Below are 25,787 nucleotides of genomic sequence, written 5' to 3'. Positions count from 1 at the left end.
TCACGGATGCGTAAACACGCGTGGCCTTTCTGCACCTGCGAAGGGGCCCTCGCCACTGAATTGTCTGGCGTAAGACATAGGGCCGCACCCCAGGGTTAATTCTCGCCTATCAGGGGTCGCAGGCTCGCGTCGATCAGGACCTGGCGACGCGCGGCGCGCGAGTCCGACCGCCGCAGGGGCGGCTCAGGCGTCGGACACCCGGCCGTCGAGGATGCCGTGGATCTGGTCCAGGACGGCGATGGCGACGTCCTCGCCCTCGGATTCGGAGATTTCGGCGGCCCGACGGACGATCACCGACAGGGTCGCCATGTCCCGCGGACTGAGCAGGCTGGCCATCTCCAGCAGCTCGACGGTCTGGTCGTCGAGCTCCATCTCGGCCGTCCACTGGGGCGGGCCCTCGGGCAGGAAGCTCAGCGGTGTCTTGAAATCGCTCATGGCATGTTCGCCGCGGCGAACCGCGTGGCGTCCTCGAGAAACAGGTCACGGAAGGTCAGCACCCGGGTGCGGGGCGCCAGGGCGGCAAGGGGTTTGAGCAGGACGCGCCGAGTGGCGGGATCGCCGCCCACCGCATCCTCGACGACGTCCACGGCCAGGTCGCGGTCGGCGGCGGCGAAGGCGGTGGCCATCACCGTGTCGGCCAGGGAGAAGCCGACCAATACCAGGGGGCCGCCCAGGGCCTGGGCGGTCTGGCTGAAGGTTTTGTTGGTGAAGGCCGAGGGGCCCTGGCGGGCGAACACCGCCTCGCTGGGCAGGGGCTCCAGGCCGGGGATCGGCCGGCCGCCGGCGAACTGGGCGTGGCGATTGTGGACGTGCAGCACCGGCCAGCGCCGCCGCCGGGCCTGTTCCAGCACGGCGCGGCAGGCCGTCACGGCGCCCGCGGCGCCCTCGCCGCCGAGCCGCTCCCGCTGCAGGTCCAGGCAGACCAGGGCCGAGGAGTCCGGGGCGAAGATCATGCGAAGGCGCCCGGATTGCTGGGGACGCGATCGGCCGACTTGTCCAGGACGCCGGGCTCGTTCCAGGCGCCCTCCGGCCGCAGCAGCTCGTAGGGATCGGAGTCCAGGGTGAGCGCGTCGGGCGGGGGCACGCCCTCCACCACCATCTCCACATAGTCGTGGTCGGAGACCACGAAGCCGTCGCGGGCGGGGCGGACATAGGCGTTGAAATACTGCTCCCAGAACGGGATCAGCCGCACCTGGCCGTAGCCGAGGATCTTCCGGTAGTTCTTCTTCTCCGCCAGCTTCTTGGCGGCCAGGATCAGCATCAGGGTGGCCCGGCCCCGGCGGTGTTCCTTGCGCACGGCCACCCGCTCCACCTTGGCGAAGTCGGCGAACCAGCGCACCCGCAGGGTCCCTATCGGCTCGCCGTTGCGGCGCAGGACCAGGTGGGTGGCGCCGGCGAAATCGTTGCCGTCGAACTCCTCGTCATAGGGACAGGCCTGTTCGCCCATATAGACCAGGGAGCGGACCGCCATGGCCTGCATCAGGTCGGCCAGGGTGCGGCAGACGGCCACCTCCAGCCGGCCCTCGTCGACCTCGGCCGGGGCGCGCGCCTCCAGGGGCAGGCGGACATTGGCGGTCATCAGGCGGCTCTCCGGTGGACGGTCCAGGCGGGGCAGACCACTAGGCCGCCGGGTCCCGGCACGGGGCGGGCGCCCAGGCGTCGCAGCAGGGCGCGCTCGCCCCCCGGCGTCGCCGCCCGGCCATAGAGGGGGACGGTGTCGAAGATCTCGCGGTGGATGGCCACGGCGCCGGCCATGACCACGGCCCGGCCGCGCCAGCTGACCCCGGCCATGCCCCAGCCATAGACGGCGATCACCCGCTCGCCGGGCCGCGCGGCCTGGGCCAGGGGCGGGGTGATCCCGTCGAACCGTCCCGCCGCCAGCTCCGGCGCGGCGGCCCGGGTCAGGGGGATGACGCAGAGCACGCCGGCCAGCCGGCCGTCGGGGCCGCGATAGGCGAAGGAGGAGCCCTGGGTGCGGTCCTGGACCGCCTGCAGGGTGGCGACGCTGGCGATGGCGGGGCTCACGGTGCGCGCGGCGATGGCGTGCCCCTCGACGATCTCGCCCGGCGTGGCCAGGGTCAGGCCCAGGCCCGACAGGGTGTCGCGGGTGGCTTGTGCGAAGTCGGTGGTGGCGGGCATGCTGGTCACGCGCCTTGTGTGAAGCCGGCTTTTGGTAGAGCCTCGGGGCGAGTGCGGGCAGCCCAGAACTTCGTATGGGGGCGCCACGTTTCTGGTTGGGTTGGATGGAAAATCACGACGGCGGGCGCGCCGACTGGGACGACATCAAGACCTTCGTGGCCGCGGCCCAGGCCGGCAGCTTCGGCGCGGCCGCGCGCCGTCTGCGCACCAGCCAGCCCACCATCACCCGCCGCATCGACGACCTGGAGACCCGGCTGGGGGTGCGGCTGTTCGACCGCGGCCTGCGCGGGGTCAGCCTGACCCGGGCCGGCGAGCGGATCTATGACCGGGCCCTGTCCATGCAGCGGGCCTCGGTGGACATCGAGCGCCTGGCCCTGGAGGCCGACCGCCACGACGCCGGCGAGGTGACCATCGCCGCCCCCGAGGGCGTCGGCGGCTTCCTGCTGGGGGACAAGATCGCCGAGTTCATGAAGGAGAGCCCCGGCATCCGCCTGGCCATGGACTGCGGCTTCTACCGGGAGAACCCGGTGGACGCCCACATCGACCTGTCGATCCAGTTCACCGACGGCGGCGGAGTCCCCGATGTGGCGGCCACCGAGCTGGCGACCCTGCACTACGCCCTGTTCGCCTCGCAGGACTATATCGACACCTATGGCGCCCCCACCAAGCTGGAGGCCGCGGTGGGCCACCGCTTCATCGCCCACTCGGCCCAGGTCAGCGAACGCGGCCAGTGGCACGCCAAGACCAGCGCCTTCATGGAGCTGGCGGCCCCGGCCCTGGTGGTGAACTCCTCGACCGCCATGCTCTACGCCATCCAGCGCGGCGCGGGGATCGGACCCATTCCCACCGCCATCCTGAGGATGACCCAGGACCTGGTGATGCTGGACATCCCGCCGCTGGCCAGCGGCACGCTCTGGCTTTGCCACCATCGCGACGCCGTCAAGTCGCCGCGGGTGGCCCGGGTCGCCGAGTGGCTGGTGTCGATCTTCGACGCCCGCGAGCGGCCCTGGTTCCGCAAGGAGTTCATCCACCCCTCCGAGTTCGAGAGCTGGGCCTGGCCGGCGGCGTCGGCGCGGGCCTGACCTCTCCTCATTTCAAGGAGCCGTGGTCTTTTTGACGCGCCGTATAAATACGCCCTTAACCCTGGCGGGATGACGCTCGGCGACGAAAAGCGCCAGAAGCCGGGGGGAGGCCAATGGAACACCTCATCTCGACGAGCGCGGAGACGGACTCCGGCGACCAACGTCCCTTCGAGCTGGATCTCAGCCAGGAGGTCTGCGATCGCGCCACCCGCCTGGCCAAGACCCTGTTTGGCCCCGTCGACGCCCAGGTGATCCTGGTGCAGGGGGGCCGCGCCTGGCGCAGCCGCGATCCCTCCGGCAACCACCCCCTCGATCCCGGCGCGGCCATCGTGCTGGAGACCGGTCAGTCGCTCTGGATCGAGGACGGCCGCCGCGACCCGCGCTTCGCCGATCTCGAATGGGTCCTGGCGCCGCCCTATCTGCGGTTCTACGCCGCCGCCCCGATCAAGCTGGCCGATGGCGGCGCGCCCGGCGTGCTGGCGGTGACGGGGACCGAGGTGAAGCCCTATGACTCCAGCCTCGCCGGTCGCCTGAAGGATCTGGCGGCCTTCATCGCCGACGAATGGGCCCGCGCCCAGGCCACCCGCGCCCGGGAAGAGAGCCTGCGCGAGCGCGACGCCATCTCCGCGACCCTGACGGCCGTGGTCGCGGCCCTGCCGGGCGCGGTGGTGCTGACCGACCGGGACCAGAGAATTCTCTGCTGCAGTCCTCGCTGGGCCGAGAAGGTGAGCCGGGTTCCCGAGGAGGTGGTGGGCCGCACCCTCTACGAGGTGACGCCGTGGGCGGAACGCTGGCGCTTCGCCTATGACCGCTGCCTGGCGGGGGAGACCATCCGCGAGGAGCGGCTGGCCGGTCAGGACGCCGAGGGCCGCCCCAGTTGGACCAATGTCGAGCTGGCGCCCTGGTGGAACGCGCGCGGTGAGGTGGGCGGCATGGTGGCCGCCAGTCACGACGTGACCCACCTGGTGGAGGCCCTGGAGCGGACCGAGCGGTCCGAGCAGCGGCTGACCCTGGCCATGGAGATCGCCGACATCCATGTCTACGAGATGGACTATGTGCGCCGTGAGCTGATCAAGGCCGGCGCCGAGGACACCTTCTTCACGGAACCCAAGACCTACCACGAGCTCTATCGGGACATCTACGCCACCATCGATCCGCGGGACCGGACTGATGTCGAGGCGCAGTGGAAGCGGCACGTCGAGCACGGCGAGCCCTATCGTCCCGAGTACCGGGTGATCCGCGCCGACGACCGGGAGGTCTGGACCTCCGGCGCCTGCCGCCTGATCACCGACGGGGACGGACGTCCGGTGCGCCTGATCGGCGCCCTGCAGAACATCACCGACCGCAAGGCCGCCGAGCAGGCCCTGCGACAGGCCAAGGAGGACGCCGAGACCGCCAACCGGGCCAAGTCCACCTTCCTGGCCACCATGAGCCACGAGATCCGCACCCCGCTCAACGGGGTGCTGGGCATGGCCCAGGCCATGGCCGCCGACGAGCTCAGTCCCCTGCAGCGCACCCGCCTGGACGTGGTGCGCCAGTCCGGGGAGACGCTGCTGCACATCCTCAACGACGTGCTGGACCTGTCGAAGATCGAGGCCGGCAAGCTGGAGCTGGAGGAGACGGCCTTCGACATCAGCGACCTGGCGCGCGGCGCGCACGCGGCCTTCACCGCCATCGCCAACAAGAAGGGCCTGTCCTTCGACCTGGCGGTCGAGGGCGAGGCCCGCGGCGTCTATGTGGGCGACTCCACCCGGGTGCGGCAGATCCTCTACAACCTGGTCTCCAACGCGCTGAAGTTCACCGAGACGGGGGAGGTCCGGGTGTCGGTGGCGCGAACCGAGGCCGGCCTGACCCTGACCGTGGCCGACACCGGCATCGGGATTCCGGCCGAGCGCCTGGCCAGCCTGTTCCAGAAGTTCGAGCAGGCCGACGCCTCCACCACCCGCCGTTACGGCGGCACGGGCCTGGGCCTGGCGATCTGTCGCGAGCTCGCCCAGCTGATGGGCGGAGCGATCTCCGCTCGGAGCACGCCGGGGCAGGGGACCACCTTCGTCGTCACCCTTCCGTTGGCCAAGAGCGATGTGGAACTGGTCCTCCCGCCCCCCGCCGCCGAGGAGCCGCAGGCGGGCGAGATCCAGGTCGGCGCCCTGCGGGTGCTGGCCGCCGAGGACAACACCGTCAACCAGCTGGTGCTCAAGACCCTGCTGCATCAGATCGGCATCCATCCCACCGTCGTCGACAACGGCGCCCTCGCGGTCGAGGCCTGGGCGCGGGAGCCCTGGGACGTGATCCTGATGGATGTCCAGATGCCGGAGATGGACGGGCCCACCGCCACAGGGGTGATCCGGACCCGGGAGGCCGCCGAGGGCCGGCCGCGCACGCCGATCATCGCGCTCACCGCCAACGCCATGGCTCACCAGGTGGCGGAATACGCCGAGGCCGGCATGGACGGTTTCGTGGCCAAACCCATCGAGGCCGCGCGCCTGTTCGCCGCCCTGCAGACGGTGCTGGAGGCCGCGCCGGAGACCGCCGACCCGGCCTCGGCCGCCGCCTGAGCCTGGCGGGGAAGCGGGTCAGGCCGGCTGGACCGCCCGCACCAACTCGTAATCCTCGACCTCGAACCGCTCGACCGCCTGGGCGTAGGCGCGCGCGGTGTGGGGCCAGTTGTTGAGGATGCGGCCGTCGGCGGTCTTGTACCAGCTGGTGCAGGCGCCGGCCCAGGGCGTGACGGCCAGGGCCTTCTGCAGGTCGGCGTTGTAGGCGTCGGCGACCTCCTGGCGCACCGACACCGGTCCCGCCGTGGCGATGGCGTCCAGGGCCTGCAGCACATAGTCGGCCTGGGCCTCGATCATGAAGATGATGGAGTTGTGCCCCAGGTTCGTATTCGGCCCGTACAGCATGAAAAGATTGGGGAAACCGGTGACCGAGAGTCCCAGATAGGCCTCCGGTCCGTCGATCCAGACATCGCTCAGCCGCAGGCCGTTCACACCCGTGATGCCGGTGTCGCCCACGAAGGAGCGGGTCTCGAAGCCGGTGGCGTAGATCACCACGTCCGCCGGGTGCTCGCGGCCGGTGGCGTCCACCACCCCGCGCGGGGTCATGGCGATGATCGCCTCGGTGACCAGCTGGACATTGGGCCGGGTCAGGGCCGGGTAGAAGTCGTTGGAGATCAGGACGCGCTTGCAGCCGATCTCGTAGTCGGGGGTCAGCTTGGCCCTCAGGTCCGGGTCGGCGACCTGGGCGTGCAGGTGGGCCAGGGGGATGGGCGTCTCCTCGACCGGCAGGGTCCCGGCGCGCTTGGCCTCAAGGCGGGCCTCGGCCATCTCGAAGATGTCGCCGCGCACCTTGGCCATGAAGGACGGCTCGGCCCGGAACCGGGCCTTCTCTTCAGGCGTGTAGGGCCGGTTCATGCGCGGCACGATCCAGTTGGGGGAGCGCTGGAACAGGGTCAGCGACCCGGCGACCTTGGCCACCTCCGGCACGAACTGGACGGCGCTGGCGCCGTTGCCGATCACCGCCACCCGCTTGCCGGCCAGATCGACCGAGGCGTCCCACTGGGCCGAGTGGAAGGCCGGTCCCGCGAAGTCGTCGCGGCCGGGGATCGGAGGCAGCTTGGGGCGGTTGAGCTGGCCCCAGGCGGTGACGAAGGTCTCGCAGGTCAGGCTCGACCCGTCCGCCATGCCGATCCGCCACAGCGCCGCCCCGTCGTCCCAGGCGGCGGAGACCACTTCGGAATTGAAACGCAGGTGGCTGGAAAGGCTGTGCTTTTCCACCAGGTCCTCGATGTAGGCCAGGATGTCGGGCTGGGCCGAGAAGATCTCCGGCCAGTCGGGATTGGGTTCGAAGGAATAGGAGTAGAGGTGGCTGGGGATGTCGCAGCCGCTGCCGGGGTAGATGTTCTCCCGCCAGGTGCCGCCCACCCGGTCGGCCTTTTCCAGGATCACGAAGGACGTCTCGCCCTTGGCCTGCAGCTTCAGCCCCATGCAGAGGCCTGCGAAGCCCGCGCCCAGGATGGCGACCTTGAAGTCCGCGCCCATGTGTTCCGTTTCCCGCTTGTCGTTGGGGAAAGGCTAGCGGCGGCGCCCTAGGTGATCAACGGTTAGTTCGCCGCGCCTCGCGCGCCGCCTGAAACTCGGCCATGGCCTTGGCCGGGGCGTCCGTGCTCCACGCGGCCTCGAAGGCGTCGATCCCGGCGGCGATGGCGTCCTTCATCGGCAGGTCCTCCCAGCGGCGGATCAGGGCCTTCTGCAGGCGCACCGCGCCGGGCCCGGCGGCCAGGAGGCTTTCGATCCACCTTTCCACCTGCGCGTCGAGGTCGGCGGCCGGGACCACCGCCTCCACCAAGCCCCAGGCCTGGGCGTCGGCGGCGCTGAAGGTCTCCCCCAGCAGCAGCATCTGGCGCGTGCGGCCCCAGCCCACCAGGGCCGGCAGCAGGGCGGCCTCGACGACGGAGGGTATGCCCAGCTTGACCTCCGGCATGCCGAACACCGCGCCATCGGCGGCGACCCGTAGATCGCAGGCCGCGGCCACCTCCAGGCCAGCCCCCAGGGCGTAGCCGTTGATCTTGCCGATCACGGGGACGGGCAGGTCGCGCAGGGCCGCGCAACAGCGGTGGACCCGGGTGATGAAGGCCCGGGCCGTCGTGGCGTCCAGGCCGGCCATCTCGTCGATGTCCGCCCCGCCGATAAAGGACCGGTCCCCCGCGCCGGTGAGCACCACCGCCCGCAGGCTCTCGTCCTTGGCCAGCGCGCCGATGCGGGCGGCGAATTCCTTCATCAGGGCGCTGTTGAGGGTGTTCAGCTTGGCCGCATTGTCCAGGGTGACATGGGCCACGCAGGCGCCGCCGGGGCGGGCCTCGATCTCGATGCGAACCTCACCGCTCATCGCCGTTCCTCCCGTATCCCAGCGCGCCGCGTTTCCCGGCCTCGACAACCGGGGGCAATCCGCTGAACAATGATCACCTATCCATCGGAGCACCAGATGCCTCGCCGTTCCGCGATCGACCGCCTGCCGCGTGGGGAGGGCCGCTGATGCCCTGGCCGCCCGTCGGGATCGCGCGCCGCCGCGGCTATCATGTGGGGAACCTGCGGGCCCTGCTGCTGGACGAGGCCCGCGCCCTGCTGGAGGAGGGCGGGCTCGGCAAGCTGAACCTGCGCACCCTGGCCGCCCGGGCCGGCATCGCGCCGGGTTCGGTCTATCACCACTACGCCTCCAAGCAGGCCCTGCTGGCGGGACTGGCGGCCGAAGGCTTCGGCGAGTTCGAGGCCGCCCTGCGCGGGGCGGCGGCCACGGCCGGCGACGCGCCGATCCGCGCCACGGCCCTGGCCTATTTCAGCTTCGCCCGCGCCCAGCCGGCGCTCTACGGCCTGATGTTCGACCCCACGGTCCTGGCCGACCCTGACGTGGCCGCCGCCCGCGATCGCGTCTTCGCCGTGCTGGAAACCGCCATCGCCCAGGCGCCCACCCAACAGGACCGCGACGCCGACATGATCCACAAGGTGGCGCTCGCCGTCTGGGCCTGCGGCCACGGGGCGGCCTCCATGATGCTGGCCGACCCGATCGACACCGAGGGCGGGCTGATGGAGGACGTGATCCAGGGCCTGGAGGCCCTGTTCCGCCGCCGCTAGCCCACCTTGATGACGATCTTGCCGATGTGACGGGCGGCCTGGAGATGCTCGAAGGCCTGCCGGGCCTCGCCGAAGGCGAAGACCCGGTCGATGACCGGCTTGATCCCCGTCTGGCTGACGGTGCGGACCAGGTCCTCCAGGGCGGCGCGGTCGCCGACCCCGATGGCGCGCACCACCGCCCCGCTGCCCTTCAGGTGGAAGTAGTCGATGCCCGGATTGTCCTGGGTCAGGAAGCCGATCAGCACCACCTCGCCGCCCCAGCGCACCGCGTGCAGGGACTGGGTGACCGTGGCCGGGCCGCCGACCTCGACGACGCAGTCGACGCCCAGGCCGCCGGTGAGGTCCTTCTTCACGTGCCGGCCCCAGTCGGCGATCTCCGCGTAGTTCACCACCTGGTCGGCGCCGAGCGCGGTCAGCCGTTCGCCCTTGGCGGCGCTGGAGGTGGTGGCGATCACCTTGGCGCCGGCCGCCTTGGCCAGCTGCAGAGCGAAGATCGAGACCCCGCCGGTCCCCAGGGTCAGCACGGTCTGGCCGGCGCGGATCGGGACGTGGCCGGAGAGCGCGGTCCAGGCGGTCACCGCCGCGCAGGGCAGGGTGGCGCCCTCCTCGAAGGTCAGGGGGTCGGGCAGGCGCACGACGGCTTCCTGCGACACTACCTTGTACTCGGCGAGCCAGCCGTCGGTCCCGTTGCCATAGGTTTCGCGGCCGGCGGTGGCGGGCGGGCGGCCGCCGAACCAGCGCGGGTGGAAGGCGCTGATCACCCGGTCGCCGGCCTTGAAGGCGGTGACGCCGTCGCCCACCTCGACGATCTCGCCGGCGGCGTCGCTGCAGGGGATCACGCCGGCCTTCGACGGACCGACATAGTTTCCCAGCACCAGGGAGAGGTCGCGGTAGTTCAGCGACACCGAGTCGATCCGGATCAGCACCTCGCCCCGCTGCGGCGCAGGCGTCGGCTCGTCGTGCAGGGCCAGGTCGTCGAGGCTGGTGAGCTGGTCGAAGCGGTAGGCGCGCATGGAAGCTCCCGAGTCTGTTCGCGGCGTTGTCGCATGGGCGAGCGCGTGGAATTGTAGCCTGCTTTACAATCTGGCGCGCCGATGACTCCCGCCGACCTCACTGTCCTGCAGGCCGACCGCTGGTTCGGCGCCGTGCCCGCGGACCGCCAGGCCCTGCTGCTGAGAGCCGCGCGGGTCCGGCCGGTCCCGGCCGGCGGACGCGTCTTCGGCCTGGGCGATCCGCCCGACGGTCTGACGGCGGTGCTGGAGGGCGAGATCCGGCTGGTGCGCAGCACGGCGCAGGGCGAGGAGTCCGTCGCCGTGATCCTGGGGCCGGGCGCATGGTTCGGCGGCCTGTCGGCGGTGGACGGCGGCCCCCAGACCCACGACGCCGTCGCCTTCGGCCCGGCCCGTGTGCTGCACCTGCCCCAACTGGCCCTCGAGCAGGCCGCCGCCCATGAGCCGATGATCTGGCGCGACCTGGCCCTGCTGATCGCCGGCTTCCACCGCGCTTCGCAGACGGCGGTGGCCCAGGGCCTGACCCAGCCGGTTCTGGTGCGCCTGGCCCGCACCCTGGCCGGGGCGGCCCGGACCGGCGGCAGCGAGGTCGTGCGCCTGCGCCAGGAGGACCTCGCCGCCATGATCGGCGTCTCCCGGCCCACCATCAACAAGGCGCTGAAGCAACTGGAGGCCCGCCGGCTGATCGAGGTCGCCTATCGCCGCATCAGGGTCCGCGACGCCGCGGCCCTGCGCGCCCTGGGCCGGCCGGCGAGGGCATGAGCGTGCGCGAAAGCCACACAGGGCGCAGCTTCGTTGCGCCCTGGTTGTGAAATCGGGAATCGCCGTCTAGACATGACGCCGTTCCGCGAACCTGTTCGCGGGTTTTCGACCTGAGACGATGACCAAACTGTTTGGCCAGATGCCGTGCGGCGAAGAGCTCAATTACCGGGCTCCGACGCCGCTTGCCTGCCTCTCGCCAGACCCATCGACCCTCTCGGAAATCGAAGCCCGCCATGTCCGCCGTCATCACCGTCAAGTCGCTCTCCAAGGCCTACCGCTACGCTAGGCGGCGTGGCGGCTTCTTCGAGTCCTTCTCCCCCGAACATGTGACGGTCGAGGCCGTCGCCGGCGTCGATTTCGAGATCGCGGCGGGCGAGCGCGTGGCCATCATCGGCCCCAATGGCGCGGGCAAGTCGACGACGCTGAAGATGCTGTCGGGCATCCTGGAGCCCTCCTCGGGAGAGGCCAGCGTGCTGGGCCTGACACCCTGGAAGCAGCGCAAGGCGCTCGCCTATCGTATCGGCGTGGTGTTCGGCCAACGCTCCCAGCTGTGGGGCGAACTGCCGGCCCGCGAGAGCTTCGCCCTGCTGCGGCACATCTACGACCAGGAGGCCGCCCCCTTCGCCAAGCGGCTGGGGGAACTGACCGAGCGGTTCGCGCTCACCGACCTGCTGGACCAGCCGGTCCACCGGATGTCGCTCGGCCAGCGGATGAGGTGCGAGATCACCGCCAGTCTGCTGCACGGCCCCAACCTGCTGTTCCTGGACGAGCCCACCATCGGCCTGGACGTCACCGCCAAGGCGGCGATCCGCGACTTCATCCGCGAACATGCCCGCGACCACGGCCAGACCGTGCTGCTCACCAGCCACGACACCCGCGACATCGAACTGGTCTGCGACCGGGTGATCGTCGTCAACCAGGGGCGCATCGTGGTGGACCAGCCCACCGACCAGCTTCGACGCCGGTTCCTGGGGCGCAAGATCATCACCTTCCAGTCGGCGGGCCAGGGGGTGTCCCTGAACCTGCCCGGGGTGACGCGCCGGCCTTCCGAGGCCCACGCCACCATCCTGGAGGTGGACACCAGGCTCACCCGCGTGGAGCAGGTGATCGCCGCGGCCCTGGCCGACGGCGGCATCGAGGACGTCACCATCGAGGATCCCCCCATGGAGGAGGTGATCGCCGAGATCTACGCCTCGACCCATGCGGCGTGACCTGACCGCGGCGTGCGTCGCCCTGCGGATCGGGGCGGGCCAGGCCATGGCCGGCTGGACCGTGCTGGCCGGACGCTGCCTGTTCTACGTCCTGATCATGACCGTGCTGTCGGCCCTGTGGGACAAGGTCGCCGCCGAACCCGTGGCCGGCGCCATCCCCCTGCCGGCCGGCGGGCTGGTGCTCTACGTCCTGGCCACCGAGTGGATCACCCTGTCCCTGCCCGCCGTGCATCTGAGGTTCGAGGACGACATCCGCTCCGGCGGGCTGGAGCCCCACCTGCTGCGGCCGAAATTCTACCTGCTGCAGAGCCTGGCCCAGAGCCTGGGCGGGACCCTGGTGCGGCTGGCGGTCCTGGGCGTGACGGCGGTGGTGTGGCTGACGGTGACGGGGCGCCAGGGGCCGCCGGCCGCCACCTATCCCTATCTGTTCGTCCTGGGCGTGCTGGCGGTGACGGTGGGCATGCTGCTCTACGCGGTGGCGGGGCTGTGCGCCTTCTGGACGCGGCGGATACTGCCCGTGCAGCTGGTCATCCAGAAGCTGATGTTCCTGCTCGGCGGCCTGTTCGCCCCCATCACGCTCTATCCCGACTGGCTGCGGAAGATCGGCGAGGCCACCCCCTTCGCCGCCCACCTCTACTGGGCCGGGGTCCAGGCGCTGCATCCGTCGGGGGCCATGTTCCTGAAGGCGGCGGCCTGGCAGGTGCTGTGGATCGTGCTGCTGAGCCTGCTGTGCCTGACCCTGTGGCGGGCGGGTCTGGCCAAGGTGCTGCGGGAGGGCGGGGTATGATCCGAAGCCTTCGGCTCTATGCCGCCCAGTCGGCCGCGGCGATCCGCACCTCCTTCTCCGACCGCGGCAACTTCGCGATCCAGGTGGGGGGGATGATCGTCAACGACATCTTTTTCCTGACGCTCTGGGTGCTGTTCTTCGCCGGCTTCCGCTCGATTGGCGGTTGGGGCCTGAAGGACATGGCCCTGCTGTTCGGACTGACCATGTCTGTGGTGGGGATTTCCGGGGTGTTCTTCGGCGGCTACCGCGACATGGCCGCCACCCTGCTGCGCGGGGAACTGGACGCCCTGCTGACCCAGCCCAAGGGGCTGATCCCGCGCCTGCTGGCCCGCGAGAGCATCGCCACGGCCTGGGGCGACCTTTTGGGCGCGATCTCCGTGCTCGCGGTGTTCGCCAGGCTGGACTGGACCGACCTGCCGGCCCTGCTGCTGGCCATCGCGGCGGGAACCACCGTCTATGTCAGCGCCAGCATCAGCTTCGCCAGCCTGGCCTTCTGGGCGGCGGGCGCCCGCAGCTTCGCCCGCGACCTGACCGACTTCATGCTGCTGTTCTCCAGCTATCCGGGGTCGATCTACAAGGGCGCGGTGAAGACCATCGCCTTCACCATCCTGCCCGCGGGCTTCGTGGTGCTGGCGCCCATGGGCATGGTGCGCCATCCCGGCGGCCAGACCCTGGCCGTGGTGGTGTTCGGGGCGGTGCTCTACGCCGCCATCGCCGTGGCCCTGTTCAACCTCGGCCTGGCCCGCTATCGGCGCGGCGCCTCGCCCTCGGCGTGAGAATGACTTGATTTCACGGCCGAAGCCCGTTGGTTAGGCCCATGAGCCGCAAGCCGAGGATCACGGTCGCGGGCGCGGGCGCGCTCGGCCTGACCACCGCACTCGCCCTGGCCGACGCCGGGGCCGAGGTGGCGGTCTATGATCCGTCGCCGGAGGGCGGCACGGCCTCGGCTGTCGCGGCCGGGATGCTGGCGCCGGTGTTCGAGGCGGTGCTGGACGCGCAGACGCGGGGCCACTTCGACCTGATGCTGGCGGCCCGCGACCTGTGGCCGGCCCTGGAGGCGCGGATCGGCGTCACGGTGGATCGCGCGGGGGCGATGGCCGTCGGCGACGCCGCCTACCTGCACGTCGCCGACGCCGGCATCCGCAAACTGGGCCTGCATCCCACCGAGCTGTCGCGCAACGCCATGATCGGCCTGGCGCCGGGGCTCGCGCCCGGCTGGGGCCACGCCCTGCTGACCCGCGAGGACTGGCGCATCGACGCCGCCCCGACGCTCGTCGCCCTGCGTCGGGCCGCGGAGGCCGCGGGCGTCACCTTCCACGCCCGCGCCGCCGATGGCTTCGAGGGCGGCGAGCGACTGGTGATCGCCACCGGCATGGGCCGCGACCTGGCGGTCATGGCGCCGCTGCTGGATCGGCTCGCCCCGATCAAGGGCCACATCCTGCGCACCGAAGGCCCGGCCTATGGCGGCATCGTGGTTCGGGGGCAGGGGGCCTATGTCACCGGTGCGGCGGACGGCCTGACCCTGGGGGCCACGATGCAGGCCGGGGTGGAAGACCTCGCCGTCGAGGACGATCAGGTGGCGCGGTTGCTGGAGGCCGGCGCGCGCCTCTTCCCGGCGGTGAAGGATGTGAAGGTCACCGCCCGGACAGGGGTCCGCGCCGCCACGCCGGACGGCCTGCCCATGGTGGGCCGAGGGCGCCATCATGGCGTGCTGCTGGCGGTGGGCGCGCGGCGCAACGGCTGGCTGCTGGCGCCCCTGGTGGCCAGGATCATCACCGCTTGCGTGACGGAGGGGGATGTCGGTCCCTATGCCGCCCGGCTCGATCCGGGCAGGTTCGACACCGGAGCGTGACAGCCAAGAGTGGACGCCGGTCTTGGCGCCCGTCACGCGACCAAATGAAAGACTAGGGACGGCAGATGACCTTCTGGTTGAGCGACGAGCAGCAGGCGATCTTCGACAGCGTGGCCCGCGTCTGCGCCGACTTCGACGCCGAGTACTGGCGGCGCACCGACGACACCGGCGAATTCCCCGAGGCCTTCGTGGCCGCCATGGCCGCCGGCGGCTGGCTGGGCACGGCCATGCCGACGGAGCTGGGCGGGGCGGGCCTGGGTCTCACCGAGGCGGCGATCATGATGCAGGCCGTGGCCCAGTCCGGGGCGGGGTTCTCCGGCGCCAGCGCCCTGCACCTGAACATCTTCGGCCCCATGCCCATCGCCAAGTTCGGCTCCGAGGCCCTGAAGGCCAGCGCCATCCCGCGGCTGATCTCGGGGCAGGACAAGATCTGCATCGGCATCACCGAGCCGGACTCCGGCCTCGACACCACCAGCCTGACGACGCGGGCGGTGCGCACCGACCACGGCTATGTGATCTCGGGCCGCAAGGTGTGGACGACCATGGCCCAGCGGGCCAACAAGATCCTGATCATCGCGCGGACCACGCCCAAGGATCAGGTGCGCAAGGCCACCGAGGGGCTGAGCCTGTTCTACACCGACTTCGACCGCTCGAAGATCTCGGCCACGGTGATCCCGAAGATGGGCCGCAAGGCGGTGGAATCCAACAGCGTCTTCATCGACAACCTGGAGGTCCCGGAGGGCGACCTGATCGGGGAGGAGGGGCGGGGCTTCTACTACCTGCTGGAGGGGCTGAACCCCGAGCGGGTGCTGTTCGGCGCCGAGGCCGTGGGCCTGGGCCGCGCGGCGCTGGCCAAGGCCACGACCTACGCCAAGGAGCGCATCGTGTTCGGCCGGCCCATCGGCCAGAACCAGGGCGTGGCCCATCCGCTCGCCCGCTCCTGGGCCGAGCTGGAGGCCGCCAACCTGATGGCCTTCAAGGCCGCGGCCCTCTACGACGCCGGCCGTGACTGCGGGGCGGAGGCCAATGCGGCCAAGTACCTGGGCGGGGAGGCGGGGTTCAACGCCTGCGAGGCCGCGGTCCTGGCCCATGGCGGCATGGGCTACGCCAAGGAATACGACGTGGAGCGCTATTTCCGCGAAGTGATGATCGCCCGCATCGCCCCCATCAGCCGCGAGATGGTGCTCAACTACATCGCCGAGCGCGTGCTGGGCCTGCCCAAGAGCTACTGAACAGGCCCAGCCCGCTCAGGTCCCCAGGTCGAAGCGGATCGGAATCCGCACGATGGCGCCGTCCACCGGCTGGCCGTCGCGGGTCTGGGGGCTCATGCGGAAATAGGCCGCGAGCTTGAGGGCCGCCTGGCCGAAGCCGGCGTTGTCGGGGCTCTCGCCGATCACCTGGCAGGCGCTCACCGAGCCGTCGCCGCCCACCAGGCAGGCCAGCGTCGCCCCACCCTCGATGTTCCGGCGCATGGCGCTCTCCGGATAGAAGCGGGCGAACTCCCGCGCGCCCGGCTTGCGCAGCCAGGTCGGCGAGGTGATCACCGGCGGCGGGGCCGGCACGTCGATGACCTTCGGCGGCGCCGCGGTCTGGGCGATGGACGTGGGGGGCGGCCCGGTCTCGATCACCGTGGGCGGGGTTGGGGGCGCCTGGATCGTCGACACCGGCGGCACATCGGGGCGCGGAGTCTCACGCAGATGCAGTTCCGGCTTGGTCTCCAGGATCGGCTTGGCCGGCGGGGTGTAGATCTCCACCTTGAAGCCGGGATCGGGGGCGACCGCGGCCGGCTCCGGCGGGGCCTGGAACCGCTGGACCGCGAGATAGGCCACCAGGCCCAGATGGGCGGCGATGGAGACCCCGATGGCCGCCGTCATGGCCCGCGAGAGCGGGGGCCTGGCGCGCGGATCCCGCGGGTGTCCGGCGAGCAATGGGTGTTGGACGACCAAGGCGACCTCCCTTTGTTGTTCTTGTCACCGGCTCCAGGGTCGCGCCCCGATCATGGCGGAGACTTGACCTTGGGGAAGCTAAACCTTGTCCGAGGGGCGGTCAGGTTGTGGCGCAGGCGTGCGCTGAGACGCGACATAGTGTCGCAAGTATTCGAGGGTGTTCAGCTTTAGTATAACGCGCATTAACTTGAATTAAATTCGAGCTCAGCCATACCTGTCGGGCACGGCTGGGATTCGATCAGACAATGCTAATCAATAGCCGCCTGGCTTTGCCGCCCTCGGAGCTCGCGTCAGTATATCGGCCGGTGGTCCGCGGCTATCTACTTGCGGCCAGTGTCTATTATTTGATCATCTCGATCAGCCATCCCTTCTATGAGACCGGGTCGGCCCTCATCACCCTGGTGGGGCTCGCCGCCCTGGCGTCCGCCGTCTGCCTGGCGGGCTACGCCTGGTGCGGCCGGCAGGACGTGAGTTATCCCAGCCTGGAAGGGCTGACCCTGGGCGCCAACCTGCTGATCATCACCAATGTGGTGGCGTATCTCGCCCTGCATTTCGAGCCGCCCAAGCTGATCTATTTCGTGATCATGGCCCTGGGCTTCGCCACCGTCGGGCCCAGCCGCCGCGTGCTCTATCCTTGCGTCGTCGTCGCCCTGGCCGCCCTGGTGGTCTTCGCCGGCAAGATCGGCCCCGACGCCGCGGCGCAGTACGCCTTTGTCGGCCTCGCGGGTTGTTTCGGCGCCATCGGCCTGTCGACCATGACCCGAGGCGTGGTGTTCCGCGAGGTGCGCGCCAGGCTGGCGGCCGAGGCCCTGACCCGGCAGATCGAGCAGGAGCTGGCCAACAACGAGGCCCTGCGCATCCAGGCCCAGCACCTGGTGCTGGTGGCCGAGGGCGCCAGCCGCAGCAAGACCGAGTTCCTGGCCACCGTGAGCCACGAACTGCGCACGCCCCTGAACGGCGTGCTGGGCATGGCCCAGGCCATGGCCGGAGATCCCCTGTCCAAGCCGCAGCGCGCGCGTCTGGCCACCATCCAGGACTCCGGCCGGGCCCTGCTGGGAATCATCAACGACGTCCTCGACGTCTCGAAGATCGAGGCCGGCCGCCTGGAGCTTTCGCCGTCGGCCTTCGACCTGGGGCGGTTCGCCGAGGACCTGAGCGCCCTCTATGGCGGCCTGGCCGCCGAGCGGGGCCTGGCCTTCCATCTTGAGGTGACGCCGCAGGCCCAGGGCTGGCGATATGGCGACGAGGTGCGGCTGCGCCAGGTGATCTCCAACCTGCTGGCCAACGCCCTGAAATTCACCGAGGCCGGCTCGGTCGCCGCCCGCATCGACGCCGAGGGCGACGAGCTCAGGTTCAGCGTCACCGACACCGGCCTGGGCATCGCGGCCGACCGCGCGCCCCGGCTGTTCGAGAAGTTCGTCCAGGCCGACGCCTCGACGACCCGGCGCTTCGGCGGCACGGGCCTGGGTCTGGCCATCTGCCGCGACATCCTGGCCCTGATGGGCGGGGAGATCGACTTCAGCAGCACGGCGGGGGAGGGATCCTGCTTCCGCTTCAACGTGCCGCTGCCCCGAACCGAGGCGCCCGCCGCGACGGCCGCCGACGAGGCCGATCCCGAGTTCGACGACGCCCTGCGAGTGCTGGTGGCCGACGACAATCCCACCAACCGCCTGGTGATCCGCACCCTGCTGGAGCAGATCGGCATCGAGATCGTCGCCGTCGACAGCGGGGCCGCGGCCATCGAGGCCTGGGAGACCGGCGCCTGGTCGGCGATCCTCATGGACATCCACATGCCGGGCATGGACGGACTGGAGGCCACCCAGCGGATTCGCGCCCGGGAGCAGGCGCTCGGCCGGGCCCGCACCCCGATCATCGCGGTCACCGCCAGCGTGCTGTCGCACGAGACCGACGCCTATTTCGCCGCCGGCATGGACGACTTCATCGCCAAGCCCATCGAGCTGTCGCGCCTGCTGGGCATCCTCGAGGACTGCCTGAACCGGGGGGCCGGGGACGGCCCGGCCGAGGCGGCCGTGGCCTGACTGCGCCCGTCCGCCGCAGCATGGTTAGCGCGGCGTTAACCATGACGCGTCACACCAGGGATCATGGCGATCCAGGGTCTCAGGGGCGCGGTCGAAGCCGCCATCCAACGCGCGTCCAACGCGACGGGGGTCGACTTCACCTTCCTGATGAAGACCGCCAATCGCGAGAGCGGCTATAATCCCAGGGCCAAGGCCGCGTCGTCCTCGGCGGCCGGCCTGTTCCAGTTCGTCGAGCAGACCTGGCTCTCCACCCTCAAGCAGCATGGCTCCAAGTACGGCTACGCCCGCTACGCCGACCTGATCACCAAGGGGTCCGACGGCCGCTATTCGGTGAACGGGGCCGAGGCGCGCAAGGCGGTGATGGACCTGCGGCTCGATCCCCACGCCGCCTCGCTGATGGCCGGCGAGCTGGCCTCGGACCACGCCTCCTATCTGAAGGGCCGCACCGGCCGCACCCCCACGGCGGGCGAACTCTACGCCGCCCACTTCCTGGGCCCCCAGGGCTCGGCCCGGCTGATCGAGGCGGCCAACACCCGGCCCGGTGCCTCGGCCGCCGCCCTGTTCCCGGACGCCGCCCAGGCCAACCGCTCGATCTTCTACCGCGACGGCCGCGCGGCCACGGTGGCGGAGGTCTACGCCAACCTCACCCGCACCGGTGGCATGGGGAAGGGCGTCGACGCCCCCTCCGCGCCGGCCGACGACGGCTTCCTGCAATATGCCTCGGCCCGCCGCACCGAGCGGATGAAGGAGCAGGACGCCCTGGTGGACCTGATCCTGCGCGGCTCTCAGAGCCCCGACGCAGGTTCCACCAGCGCCCGCCTGTCGGGCTCGATCTTCTCCAGCGAGATGCTGCGGGTCCTGTCGGACGCCCGCGACGGCAAGAGCTAGGGACCGCTCCCGTAGCGGTCGCCGGCGTCGACGGGGAGCGGACCTCCTGGATGTCGGCCAAGGGTGGATCGTCTCGAAAAAGGCGGTCGCTGGGCGAGCGACCAAGGTCTCGATCGCCGGCTCGACAGCGGGAATGGGTTATGAGATTTTTGGGGCCATTCACCGCGTCAGGACAGGTCGTCTAGGGGGTTGGGGGATGTCTCAGATCTTCGTCGAGCTTTACAAATATCGGCCCGCTTGGCTCGCACTCACGCAGACCGAACGGGAACAGTTCGCCGCCGGTGTGCGGGACGCAGTAGAGGGCCTTGTCAGCAACGGCGTCGAAGTGATCGGGTGGGGCTACAACGACCTCGAGACCGATCACCGGGCGCCCTACGACTTCTTCTGCGTTTACAAGGTTCCGAGCTTTGAGTTCCAGCGCGGCTTTGACCAGGCCGTCGTCCAGTCTGGGTGGCACGATCTCTTCGAACAGGTCGGCGTCAGTGGTTCTATCGCCAGCGTCGCGGAAGTCCTGGCAGCCAACGTCGCGCTGAAACGGCCCGAACCGGCGGCTTGAAGTTACGCCATTTCGTCGCCTTGGGTCGCGAGGGCCCCCTATCCCGCCGCGCCGCTCGCCATCATCGCGTCGATCTGCGCGGCCGAGTAGCCGATCTCCTCCAGCACGACGCGGGTGTGTTCCCCCAGGCCCGGCGCGGGCGGCCGCTGGGTGGCGTCGGCGCCGGGGAAGCGGGCGGGGGCGTTGGGGGAGCGGTAGGTTCCGCCGTGGCCGTCCTCCACCGCGATCAGGGCGCCGGCGGCGGCCACCTGCGGGTCGGCGGCGACTTCGGCCGGGGTCTGGACCGGGGCCCAGACCAGGTCGGCCTCGTCCAGCCGGCGGGCGATCTCCTCGAAGTCGAGGGCCCCGAAGGCGGCCTCGAACTCGGCCACCAGGTCGCGGTTGTTGGCCTTGCGGGCCTTGCCGCCCTTGAAGCGCTCGTCCTCCAGCAGGTCGGGCCGCCCGCAGGCCTTGGCCAGGACCGGCCAGTCGGCCGCCCCGCCGCGGGGATTGAGCACGAACCAGCGCTCGTCGCGGCTCTTGTAGAAGTTGGCCAGGGGATCGAAGGGATCGGTGCGCGGGCGGTTGGAGGCCAGCTTGCCGAACACCAACTGCACCGCCAGGTCCGAGCCCACCACATAGGTCCCGGTGGCCAGCAGGGAGGTGGAGACCAGCCGGCCGACCCCGGTCTTCTCCCGCTCATAGAGCGCCGCCAGGATCGCCGAGGTGGTGGCCAGCGAGGTGGTGTGGTCGCCAACCCCGGTGCGCAGGATGAAGGGGTCGGAACCCTTGGGGGTGTGCATGCGGGCCACCCCGGCCCGCGACCAGAAGGCGGTGACGTCGAAGCCCGGCAGGTGGGCGTCGGGGCCCTCCAGGCCATAGCCGGTGACCACGGCGTAGATCATCCGGGGGTTGGCCGCCCGCAGGGTCTCCTCGTCCAGCCGGTACTTCTTCAGCGAGACCGGCCGCACATTGGTCAGGAAGACGTCGGCCTCGGCCGCCAGGCGGGCCAGGGCGTCGCGGCCCTCGGGCTTGGCGATGTCGAGGACCACGGCGCGCTTGCCGCGGTTGTCCATGCCGAAGGTCGGGTTGCCGGTGAGCTCGCTCTTGGCGTCGGCGAAGACGTGCCGCATGGGGTCGCCCTGCGGGCGCTCCACCTTGATGACGTCGGCGCCCCAGTCGGCCAGGATCCCCGCCGCCCCGGGGGCGGCGATATAGGAGGCGAACTCGACGACCTTCAGACCCTTGAGCAGCACGCGCGTTCCCCACCTTGTTGGTTGGGGATCATAGTGGGGGAGGGCGGCCCGCCCCTCAAGCGGTGAGGCGCGCCTGCGGGCTGTCTCGGCGGGTGACCGCGATGGCGTCGGCCACGGCGCGGGCCACGGCGGCCACGCTCACCGGCTTGCGCAGCACCGCGTCCGCGCCGGCGTCGACGCACTCCTTGGCCTCGTCGGCGTCGCCGCCGATCACCGCGACGATGGGCACGCCGGCCTTGGCGTCCTCGAGGCTCCGCATGGCCGCGATGGTGGCCGGCCCGTCCATGTTGGGCATCCGCCCGTCGATCATCAGCAGGTCGAAATCGCAGATCTTGGCCAGCTCGAAGGCGCGGCGGCCGTCGACGGCGTGGACCACCTGGTGACCCAGCTGCTCGATCACCGCCCGCAGCATGGCGGCGTTCAGCGCGTCGTCCTCGGCGATCAGCACCTTCAGGGTGCGGCGCTCGGCGGGGTCGGGCTGGTGGACGATCTCGGCGGTCTCGATCACCCGCTCGGCCGTCGCCTCGGGATCATAGGGCAGTTCCAGCCGGAAGCAGCTGCCGACGCCCACGGCGCTGTGGGCGGTCAGGTCGCCGCCCATCAGGCGGGCGAGCTGGCGGGCCAGCGACAGGCCCAGGCCCGCGCCTGAGGTGCCGGCGCTGGTCCGCTCGATGCGGTGGAAGGGTTCGAAGGCGCGCTCCAGCTCGTCGGCGGCGAGACCCGGGCCGGTGTCGGCGACCTCGATGGCCAGGCGGCCGGCGGCGGTCAGCTCGACCCGGGCCTCGACCCGGCCGCGGACCGAGAACTTCACGGCGTTGCCGATCAGGTTGGCGATGATCTGGCGGGCGCGGTGGGCGTCGGCCAGGGCGGCGCCGGTTTCGGTGTCGGCCAGTTCCGGGGCGACGTGCAGGGACAGTTCCAGCCCCTTGGCCGAGGCGTTGGGACGGTTGAGCAGCACCAGGTCGCGCAGCAGGGCCACGACGTCGAAGGGGCGGGCGTCCACCGACAGGCGACCGGCCTCGGCGGTCTCGGAATCCAGGGTGGTGTTGAGCACCGAGATCAGGTCGTTGGCGGCGTCCAGGGCCGCGGTCAGTTGTTCGCGGGACGGCGCGCCACGGCCGTTGCGGCCGGCGGCGCCGGCCAGGACGTGGACCACGCCGGTCAGGCCGTTGCGGATCTCGTGGCTGAGGGTGGCCACCAGATCGGACTTGGACTGGGCCAGGCGCCGCGCCTCCTCGACCTTGCCGGCCCGGTCGGCGATCAGCAGCTCGCGTTCGGCGGCGAGCGCGAACTGGCGGCGCAGGATGCGGTTGAGGATCAGGGCGAGCGCCATGGCCAGGGCCACGGCGCCCCAGGCGTTGCTGGCCAGGTCGCGGTCCTGCGGCCGCGAGAACAGGGCGATCAGCGGCCCGGCGGCGGCGGCCGGCCCGACGATCAGCAGGCTGGGCAGCCAAGGGGAGGCGAAGAAGATGATCACCACCGAGGCGGCCAGCGCCGTCATCAGCAGGGGCTCGCGGGCGGGCCCCGCGCCGTCGGAGAAGGCCGCGATCTGGGCCACGGCCAGGGCCCAGATCAGGGCCGCCAGGATATGGATCCGGCCGCGCATCTCGGTGTTGGCGGCGGCCTCGGGGTCCTTCAACCAGTTAACCACGCCGTAGAACGCGCCCCAGGCGGCGGCGAAGATGGCGAAGGTGCCGGTCATCCAGACGGCGTTGACCGCATGGCTGCCGGCCCAGACATAGGCGGGAAGGCTGACGGCGAAGACCGCCAGGGCGTAGGGCAGGAGGGCGGTTTGCGCCTCCAAGGCCTGCTGATTCACCGATTGTCCGCCCCTCACGGGTTCGGCCGTCCGATCGTCTGTGGTCGTGGCCATGGGGCGCCTCGGGGGAGATGTCGCCACGTAAGGTAGTGCCACAGGGTTGGCGGGAGGTTACCCGACACCGTTAATCCACAGCTTCCGTCGGCCTGTGCGAGGCAACCGATCATTAAGCCTAACCAGGCATTATGATTGTGAGGGACTCCGGTGATTCCGGATCGGGGACAGGTGCAGACATGGCGACCACGCGGGCCGCGCTGACGGACGACGACATACGCACCCTGGTCAAGGGCGCGACCCCGGACGAGCGCGCCGTGGCGGCCCACAAGCTGTGCCGGAACATCGACCGCTACGAGCTGACCGGGGAGGAGCGCGTCCAGGCCCAGGAGATCCTGCGGGTCATGGCCGCCGACGCCGCCGAGCTGGTGCGCCGGGCGCTGGCCGTCACCCTGAAGAACTCCACCGTCGTGCCGCGCGACGTCGCCCTGAAGCTGGCCAAGGACGTCGAGAGCATCTCCCTGCCGATGCTGTCCTCCTCGCCGGTCTTCACCGACGAGGACCTGGCCGAGATCGTTCGGCTCGGCGGCCCCGTCCGCCAGGTCGTGATCGCCAAGCGCCCCCGCGTCTCCCAGACCGTCACCAACGCCATCGTCGAGTACGGCGTGGAGCGCGCCGTGGAGGCCGCCTGCTCCAACGACAACGCCGACTTCGCCGACCGGGCCCTGGCCAAGGTCCTCGAGCGCTTTGAGAAGTCCGAGCGGGTGCTGGCCGCCGTGGCCTATCGCAACGTCCTACCCCTGGCGGTCACCGAGAAGCTGATCGATCTGGTGAGCGAGGAGGTCCGCGACCACCTGCTAAACCACCACGCCCTGTCGGCCGAGGTCGCCCTCGAGATCGCCATGGGGACCAAGGAGCGGGCCACCATCGACCTGGTGGACCAGGCCGGCCGCGCCCCGGACGTGAAGAGCTTCGTCGGCCACCTGCACAAGCACGAGCGGCTCACCGCCTCCCTGCTGCTGCGCGCCCTGGCCCACGGCCACATGACCTTCTTCGAGTGGAGCCTGGCCGAGCTGGCCAGCGTGCCGCACCACCGCACCTGGCTGATGATCCACGACGCCGGCCCGCTGGGCCTGCGGGCCATCTACGAGCGGGCAGGCCTGCCGGCGCGCCTGTTCCCGGCCTTCCGGGCCGGGGTGGACACCTTCCACTCCATGGAGTTCGACGGCGGCGCCAAGGACCGTGAACGGTTCCAGGAGCGCATGCTGCAGCGGTTCCTCACCCAGCCCGCCAACGCCGCCCGCGAGGACGTCGAATACTTGCTGGAGAAGATGGACCGCATCTCCCAGGAGGCGCGCAACACCGTGCGCCTGTCGGAGAGCGCCTGACGCTCAGGCTTGCGCGGGGGCCCGCGGGCTTCCAAGCTGGGGGCATGACCGAGATCGCCCCCGACGCGGACATCAAGCCCGCCGCCACCATCCTGCTGCTGCGCGACGACCCCGCCTTCGAGGTGCTGATGGTCAAGCGCCACCACCAGATCGACTTCGCCTCCGGCGCCCTGGTGTTCCCGGGCGGCAAGTCCCACGCCGGTGACCATGACCCGACCTGGGCCGACCACACCCTGGGTCACGTCGATTTCGACGCCGAGCAGCGGGGCCTGCGCATCGCCGCCATCCGCGAGGTCTTCGAGGAGGCGGGAATCCTGCTGGCCTCCCACACCGACGGCTCGCCCATGGGCGACCAGATCGCCCCGATGGACGTGCGCCAGGCGGTGGACCGCGGCGAGCTGGCCTTCCTGGACGTGGTCAAGGACCTGGACGCCAAGCTCGACCTGCACGCCCTGACCATCTTCGCCCGCTGGATCACCCCGCCCCTGACCCCCAAGCGGTTCGACACCTGGTTCTATGCGGCGCTGGCGCCCGCCGACCAACTCGCCGCCTGCGACGGGCGCGAGACGGTTGACGCCGAATGGATCGAGCCCGGCGAGGTGCTGCGCTTGGCCGAAGCCGGGGCGCGGAAGGTGATCTTCCCCACCCGGATGAACGTGCAATTGCTGGCCGAGGCCAGCAGCGCCGCCGACTGCATGGCGCGCGCCCAGGGCCGCACCCTGGTCACCGTCCTGCCGAAGATCGAGGAGCGCCCCGAGGGCCGTGTCCTGACCCTGCCGGCCGACGCCGGCTACGGAATCGTCGCCGAGCCGCTCGCCAATGTGATGTGAGACTCAATTCCTCCCCCATCGGGGGAGGGGGACCGCCGAAGGGCGTGGAGGGGGATGCGGCGGCGCCGCCCGAGCCCCCTGAGTCAGCTGCGCTGACAGCTCCCCCGGAGGGGAGCGATAGGGTGATTACAGTCCGGTCTCGGTGACGCGGGCTTCCAGGGCCTGGATCAGGGCCTTGCCGACCGGATGGTCGTCGGTCTTGATCTCGTCGCGCACGGCGGCCTTGATGGCGTCGATGTGGGCGTCGATCAGGGCCATGGGCGCCTGCATGCGCTTGTCCTTGTCGTCGATCAGTCGGCAGAGCGAGGCGCCGATGCGGGTGATCAGCGGGAACTCATAGGTGGTCCCAAGACCCTTGAGGTCGTGGGCGCGCAGGTAGAGGAATTCCATGGTCTCGGGCGTCATGCCCTCGGACTTGACCCGCTGTCGGGCGCCTTCGAGCTTGGTGACCTCGTCGTTCAGCCACTGGGAGAAGTTGCCCGACAGGCTCTTCAGGGCGGCTTCCGCCTTGGCGATGGCGCTGGGATCGATCGCTCCGAACCGGCCGCCCACCTTCAGGCGGAGGGTGTTCGGGACCTGGATCACCTGACCGGAATTCTCTTGGCTCACGACTCGGCTCCTG

General features: G+C 70.6%; 25 protein-coding genes. 14 read left to right on the top strand and 11 right to left on the bottom strand.

Features of this window, described 5'->3' with window-relative positions; all coding sequences use genetic code 11:
* Positions 1-183 precede the first annotated feature (183 nt).
* The 4 genes from AC1RN5_RS10115 to AC1RN5_RS10100 are packed head-to-tail and all read right to left on the bottom strand — an operon-like array spanning position 184 to position 2,139.
* Positions 184-435, bottom strand: coding sequence for a hypothetical protein (locus tag AC1RN5_RS10115; protein WP_493041021.1), 252 nt, complete (start codon positions 433-435; stop codon positions 184-186).
* On the bottom strand, positions 432-953 hold the full coding sequence (locus tag AC1RN5_RS10110) for an isochorismatase family protein (protein WP_493041020.1): 522 nt from the start codon (positions 951-953) through the stop codon (positions 432-434). Before AC1RN5_RS10110 ends, AC1RN5_RS10115 begins: the two co-directional genes overlap by 4 nt.
* Complete coding sequence (locus tag AC1RN5_RS10105; protein ID WP_493041019.1) at positions 950-1,579, bottom strand: GNAT family N-acetyltransferase; 630 nt, start codon at positions 1,577-1,579, stop codon at positions 950-952. Before AC1RN5_RS10105 ends, AC1RN5_RS10110 begins: the two co-directional genes overlap by 4 nt.
* Positions 1,579-2,139 (bottom strand): hypothetical protein, encoded by a 561-nt coding sequence (locus AC1RN5_RS10100; RefSeq protein WP_493041018.1) that lies wholly within the window; start codon positions 2,137-2,139, stop codon positions 1,579-1,581. Before AC1RN5_RS10100 ends, AC1RN5_RS10105 begins: the two co-directional genes overlap by 1 nt.
* Positions 2,140-2,243: 104 nt before the next feature.
* Here AC1RN5_RS10100 and AC1RN5_RS10095 point away from each other — a divergent pair, with 104 nt between their 5' ends.
* A complete protein-coding gene (locus tag AC1RN5_RS10095) occupies positions 2,244-3,221 on the top strand; it encodes a LysR family transcriptional regulator (protein WP_493041017.1) in 978 nt (325 codons plus the stop codon).
* A gap of 113 nt (positions 3,222-3,334) precedes the next feature.
* Entirely contained in the window at positions 3,335-5,776 is a 2,442-nt protein-coding gene (locus tag AC1RN5_RS10090) for an ATP-binding protein (protein ID WP_493041016.1), read from the top strand.
* Between the two features lie 18 nt (positions 5,777-5,794).
* On the opposite strand, the gene AC1RN5_RS10085 is transcribed toward AC1RN5_RS10090, so the two are convergent.
* Both AC1RN5_RS10085 and AC1RN5_RS10080 read right to left on the bottom strand, forming a co-directional pair.
* Positions 5,795-7,258, bottom strand: coding sequence for a flavin-containing monooxygenase (locus tag AC1RN5_RS10085; RefSeq protein ID WP_493041015.1), 1,464 nt, complete (start codon positions 7,256-7,258; stop codon positions 5,795-5,797).
* Between the two features lie 55 nt (positions 7,259-7,313).
* Positions 7,314-8,105: an enoyl-CoA hydratase gene (locus AC1RN5_RS10080; protein ID WP_493041014.1), complete on the bottom strand. Its 792-nt coding sequence runs from the start codon at positions 8,103-8,105 to the stop codon at positions 7,314-7,316.
* A gap of 146 nt (positions 8,106-8,251) precedes the next feature.
* Here AC1RN5_RS10080 and AC1RN5_RS10075 point away from each other — a divergent pair, with 146 nt between their 5' ends.
* On the top strand, positions 8,252-8,848 hold the full coding sequence (locus AC1RN5_RS10075; protein ID WP_493041013.1) for a TetR/AcrR family transcriptional regulator: 597 nt from the start codon (positions 8,252-8,254) through the stop codon (positions 8,846-8,848).
* On the opposite strand, the gene AC1RN5_RS10070 is transcribed toward AC1RN5_RS10075, so the two are convergent.
* Entirely contained in the window at positions 8,845-9,861 is a 1,017-nt protein-coding gene (locus AC1RN5_RS10070) for a zinc-dependent alcohol dehydrogenase family protein (RefSeq protein WP_493041012.1), read from the bottom strand. The two genes, AC1RN5_RS10075 and AC1RN5_RS10070, sit on opposite strands and share 4 nt — an antisense overlap.
* 81 nt (positions 9,862-9,942) lie before the next feature.
* On the opposite strand from AC1RN5_RS10070, the gene AC1RN5_RS10065 reads away from it, so the two are divergent.
* The 6 genes from AC1RN5_RS10065 (at position 9,943) to AC1RN5_RS10040 (ending at position 15,702) form a co-directional block, all read left to right on the top strand.
* A complete protein-coding gene (locus tag AC1RN5_RS10065) occupies positions 9,943-10,620 on the top strand; it encodes a Crp/Fnr family transcriptional regulator (protein WP_493041011.1) in 678 nt (225 codons plus the stop codon).
* 233 nt (positions 10,621-10,853) lie between these two features.
* The gene (locus AC1RN5_RS10060) at positions 10,854-11,831 is read left to right on the top strand and encodes an ABC transporter ATP-binding protein (RefSeq protein ID WP_493041010.1); all 978 of its coding nucleotides are present in this window, start codon (positions 10,854-10,856) and stop codon (positions 11,829-11,831) included.
* Positions 11,821-12,618: an ABC-2 family transporter protein gene (locus tag AC1RN5_RS10055; protein ID WP_493041009.1), complete on the top strand. Its 798-nt coding sequence runs from the start codon at positions 11,821-11,823 to the stop codon at positions 12,616-12,618. The genes AC1RN5_RS10060 and AC1RN5_RS10055 overlap by 11 nt, the downstream gene beginning before the upstream one ends.
* Complete coding sequence (locus AC1RN5_RS10050) at positions 12,615-13,394, top strand: ABC-2 family transporter protein (RefSeq protein WP_493041008.1); 780 nt, start codon at positions 12,615-12,617, stop codon at positions 13,392-13,394. Before AC1RN5_RS10055 ends, AC1RN5_RS10050 begins: the two co-directional genes overlap by 4 nt.
* A gap of 41 nt (positions 13,395-13,435) precedes the next feature.
* On the top strand, positions 13,436-14,470 hold the full coding sequence (locus tag AC1RN5_RS10045) for an NAD(P)/FAD-dependent oxidoreductase (protein WP_493041007.1): 1,035 nt from the start codon (positions 13,436-13,438) through the stop codon (positions 14,468-14,470).
* Positions 14,471-14,535: 65 nt separating this feature from the next.
* Positions 14,536-15,702, top strand: a complete 1,167-nt coding sequence (locus AC1RN5_RS10040; RefSeq protein WP_493041006.1) for an acyl-CoA dehydrogenase family protein — start codon at positions 14,536-14,538, stop codon at positions 15,700-15,702.
* 15 nt (positions 15,703-15,717) lie between these two features.
* Here the strand turns inward: AC1RN5_RS10040 and AC1RN5_RS10035 are convergent, their stop codons facing one another.
* Positions 15,718-16,416 carry an energy transducer TonB gene (locus tag AC1RN5_RS10035; RefSeq protein ID WP_493041005.1) on the bottom strand — a complete coding sequence of 233 codons (699 nt, stop codon included), beginning with the start codon at positions 16,414-16,416 and terminating at the stop codon, positions 15,718-15,720.
* Between the two features lie 344 nt (positions 16,417-16,760).
* On the opposite strand from AC1RN5_RS10035, the gene AC1RN5_RS10030 reads away from it, so the two are divergent.
* The 3 genes from AC1RN5_RS10030 to AC1RN5_RS10020 all read left to right on the top strand — a co-directional run bounded on the left by AC1RN5_RS10030 (position 16,761) and on the right by AC1RN5_RS10020 (position 19,899).
* Complete coding sequence (locus AC1RN5_RS10030) at positions 16,761-18,455, top strand: ATP-binding protein (RefSeq protein WP_493041004.1); 1,695 nt, start codon at positions 16,761-16,763, stop codon at positions 18,453-18,455.
* A 63-nt stretch (positions 18,456-18,518) separates the two neighbouring features.
* A complete protein-coding gene (locus AC1RN5_RS10025) occupies positions 18,519-19,343 on the top strand; it encodes a transglycosylase SLT domain-containing protein (protein WP_493041003.1) in 825 nt (274 codons plus the stop codon).
* A gap of 196 nt (positions 19,344-19,539) precedes the next feature.
* On the top strand, positions 19,540-19,899 hold the full coding sequence (locus AC1RN5_RS10020; RefSeq protein ID WP_493041002.1) for a DUF6616 family protein: 360 nt from the start codon (positions 19,540-19,542) through the stop codon (positions 19,897-19,899).
* A 38-nt stretch (positions 19,900-19,937) separates the two neighbouring features.
* Here AC1RN5_RS10020 and AC1RN5_RS10015 read toward each other — a convergent pair whose 3' ends face one another.
* Together AC1RN5_RS10015 and AC1RN5_RS10010 are read right to left on the bottom strand one after the other, a co-directional pair.
* Positions 19,938-21,134, bottom strand: coding sequence for a CaiB/BaiF CoA transferase family protein (locus tag AC1RN5_RS10015; RefSeq protein ID WP_493041001.1), 1,197 nt, complete (start codon positions 21,132-21,134; stop codon positions 19,938-19,940).
* A gap of 55 nt (positions 21,135-21,189) precedes the next feature.
* Positions 21,190-23,007 carry a hybrid sensor histidine kinase/response regulator gene (locus tag AC1RN5_RS10010; protein WP_493041000.1) on the bottom strand — a complete coding sequence of 606 codons (1,818 nt, stop codon included), beginning with the start codon at positions 23,005-23,007 and terminating at the stop codon, positions 21,190-21,192.
* A 179-nt stretch (positions 23,008-23,186) separates the two neighbouring features.
* Between AC1RN5_RS10010 and spbR the strand changes: the two genes are divergently transcribed.
* On the top strand, positions 23,187-24,335 hold the full coding sequence (gene spbR / locus AC1RN5_RS10005) for a SpbR family protein (protein WP_493040999.1): 1,149 nt from the start codon (positions 23,187-23,189) through the stop codon (positions 24,333-24,335).
* Positions 24,336-24,379: 44 nt separating this feature from the next.
* Positions 24,380-25,165: an NUDIX hydrolase gene (locus tag AC1RN5_RS10000; protein WP_493040998.1), complete on the top strand. Its 786-nt coding sequence runs from the start codon at positions 24,380-24,382 to the stop codon at positions 25,163-25,165.
* 126 nt (positions 25,166-25,291) lie between these two features.
* On the opposite strand, the gene AC1RN5_RS09995 is transcribed toward AC1RN5_RS10000, so the two are convergent.
* On the bottom strand, positions 25,292-25,774 hold the full coding sequence (locus tag AC1RN5_RS09995; RefSeq protein ID WP_493040997.1) for an Hpt domain-containing protein: 483 nt from the start codon (positions 25,772-25,774) through the stop codon (positions 25,292-25,294).
* Between the last annotated feature and the right edge of the window lie 13 nt (positions 25,775-25,787).

Source organism: Phenylobacterium sp. GW821-FHT12F10 (assembly GCF_058806695.1).
The sequence above is the reverse complement of the archived record's forward strand: the minus strand, read 5'-3'. Positions and strand labels throughout refer to the sequence as shown.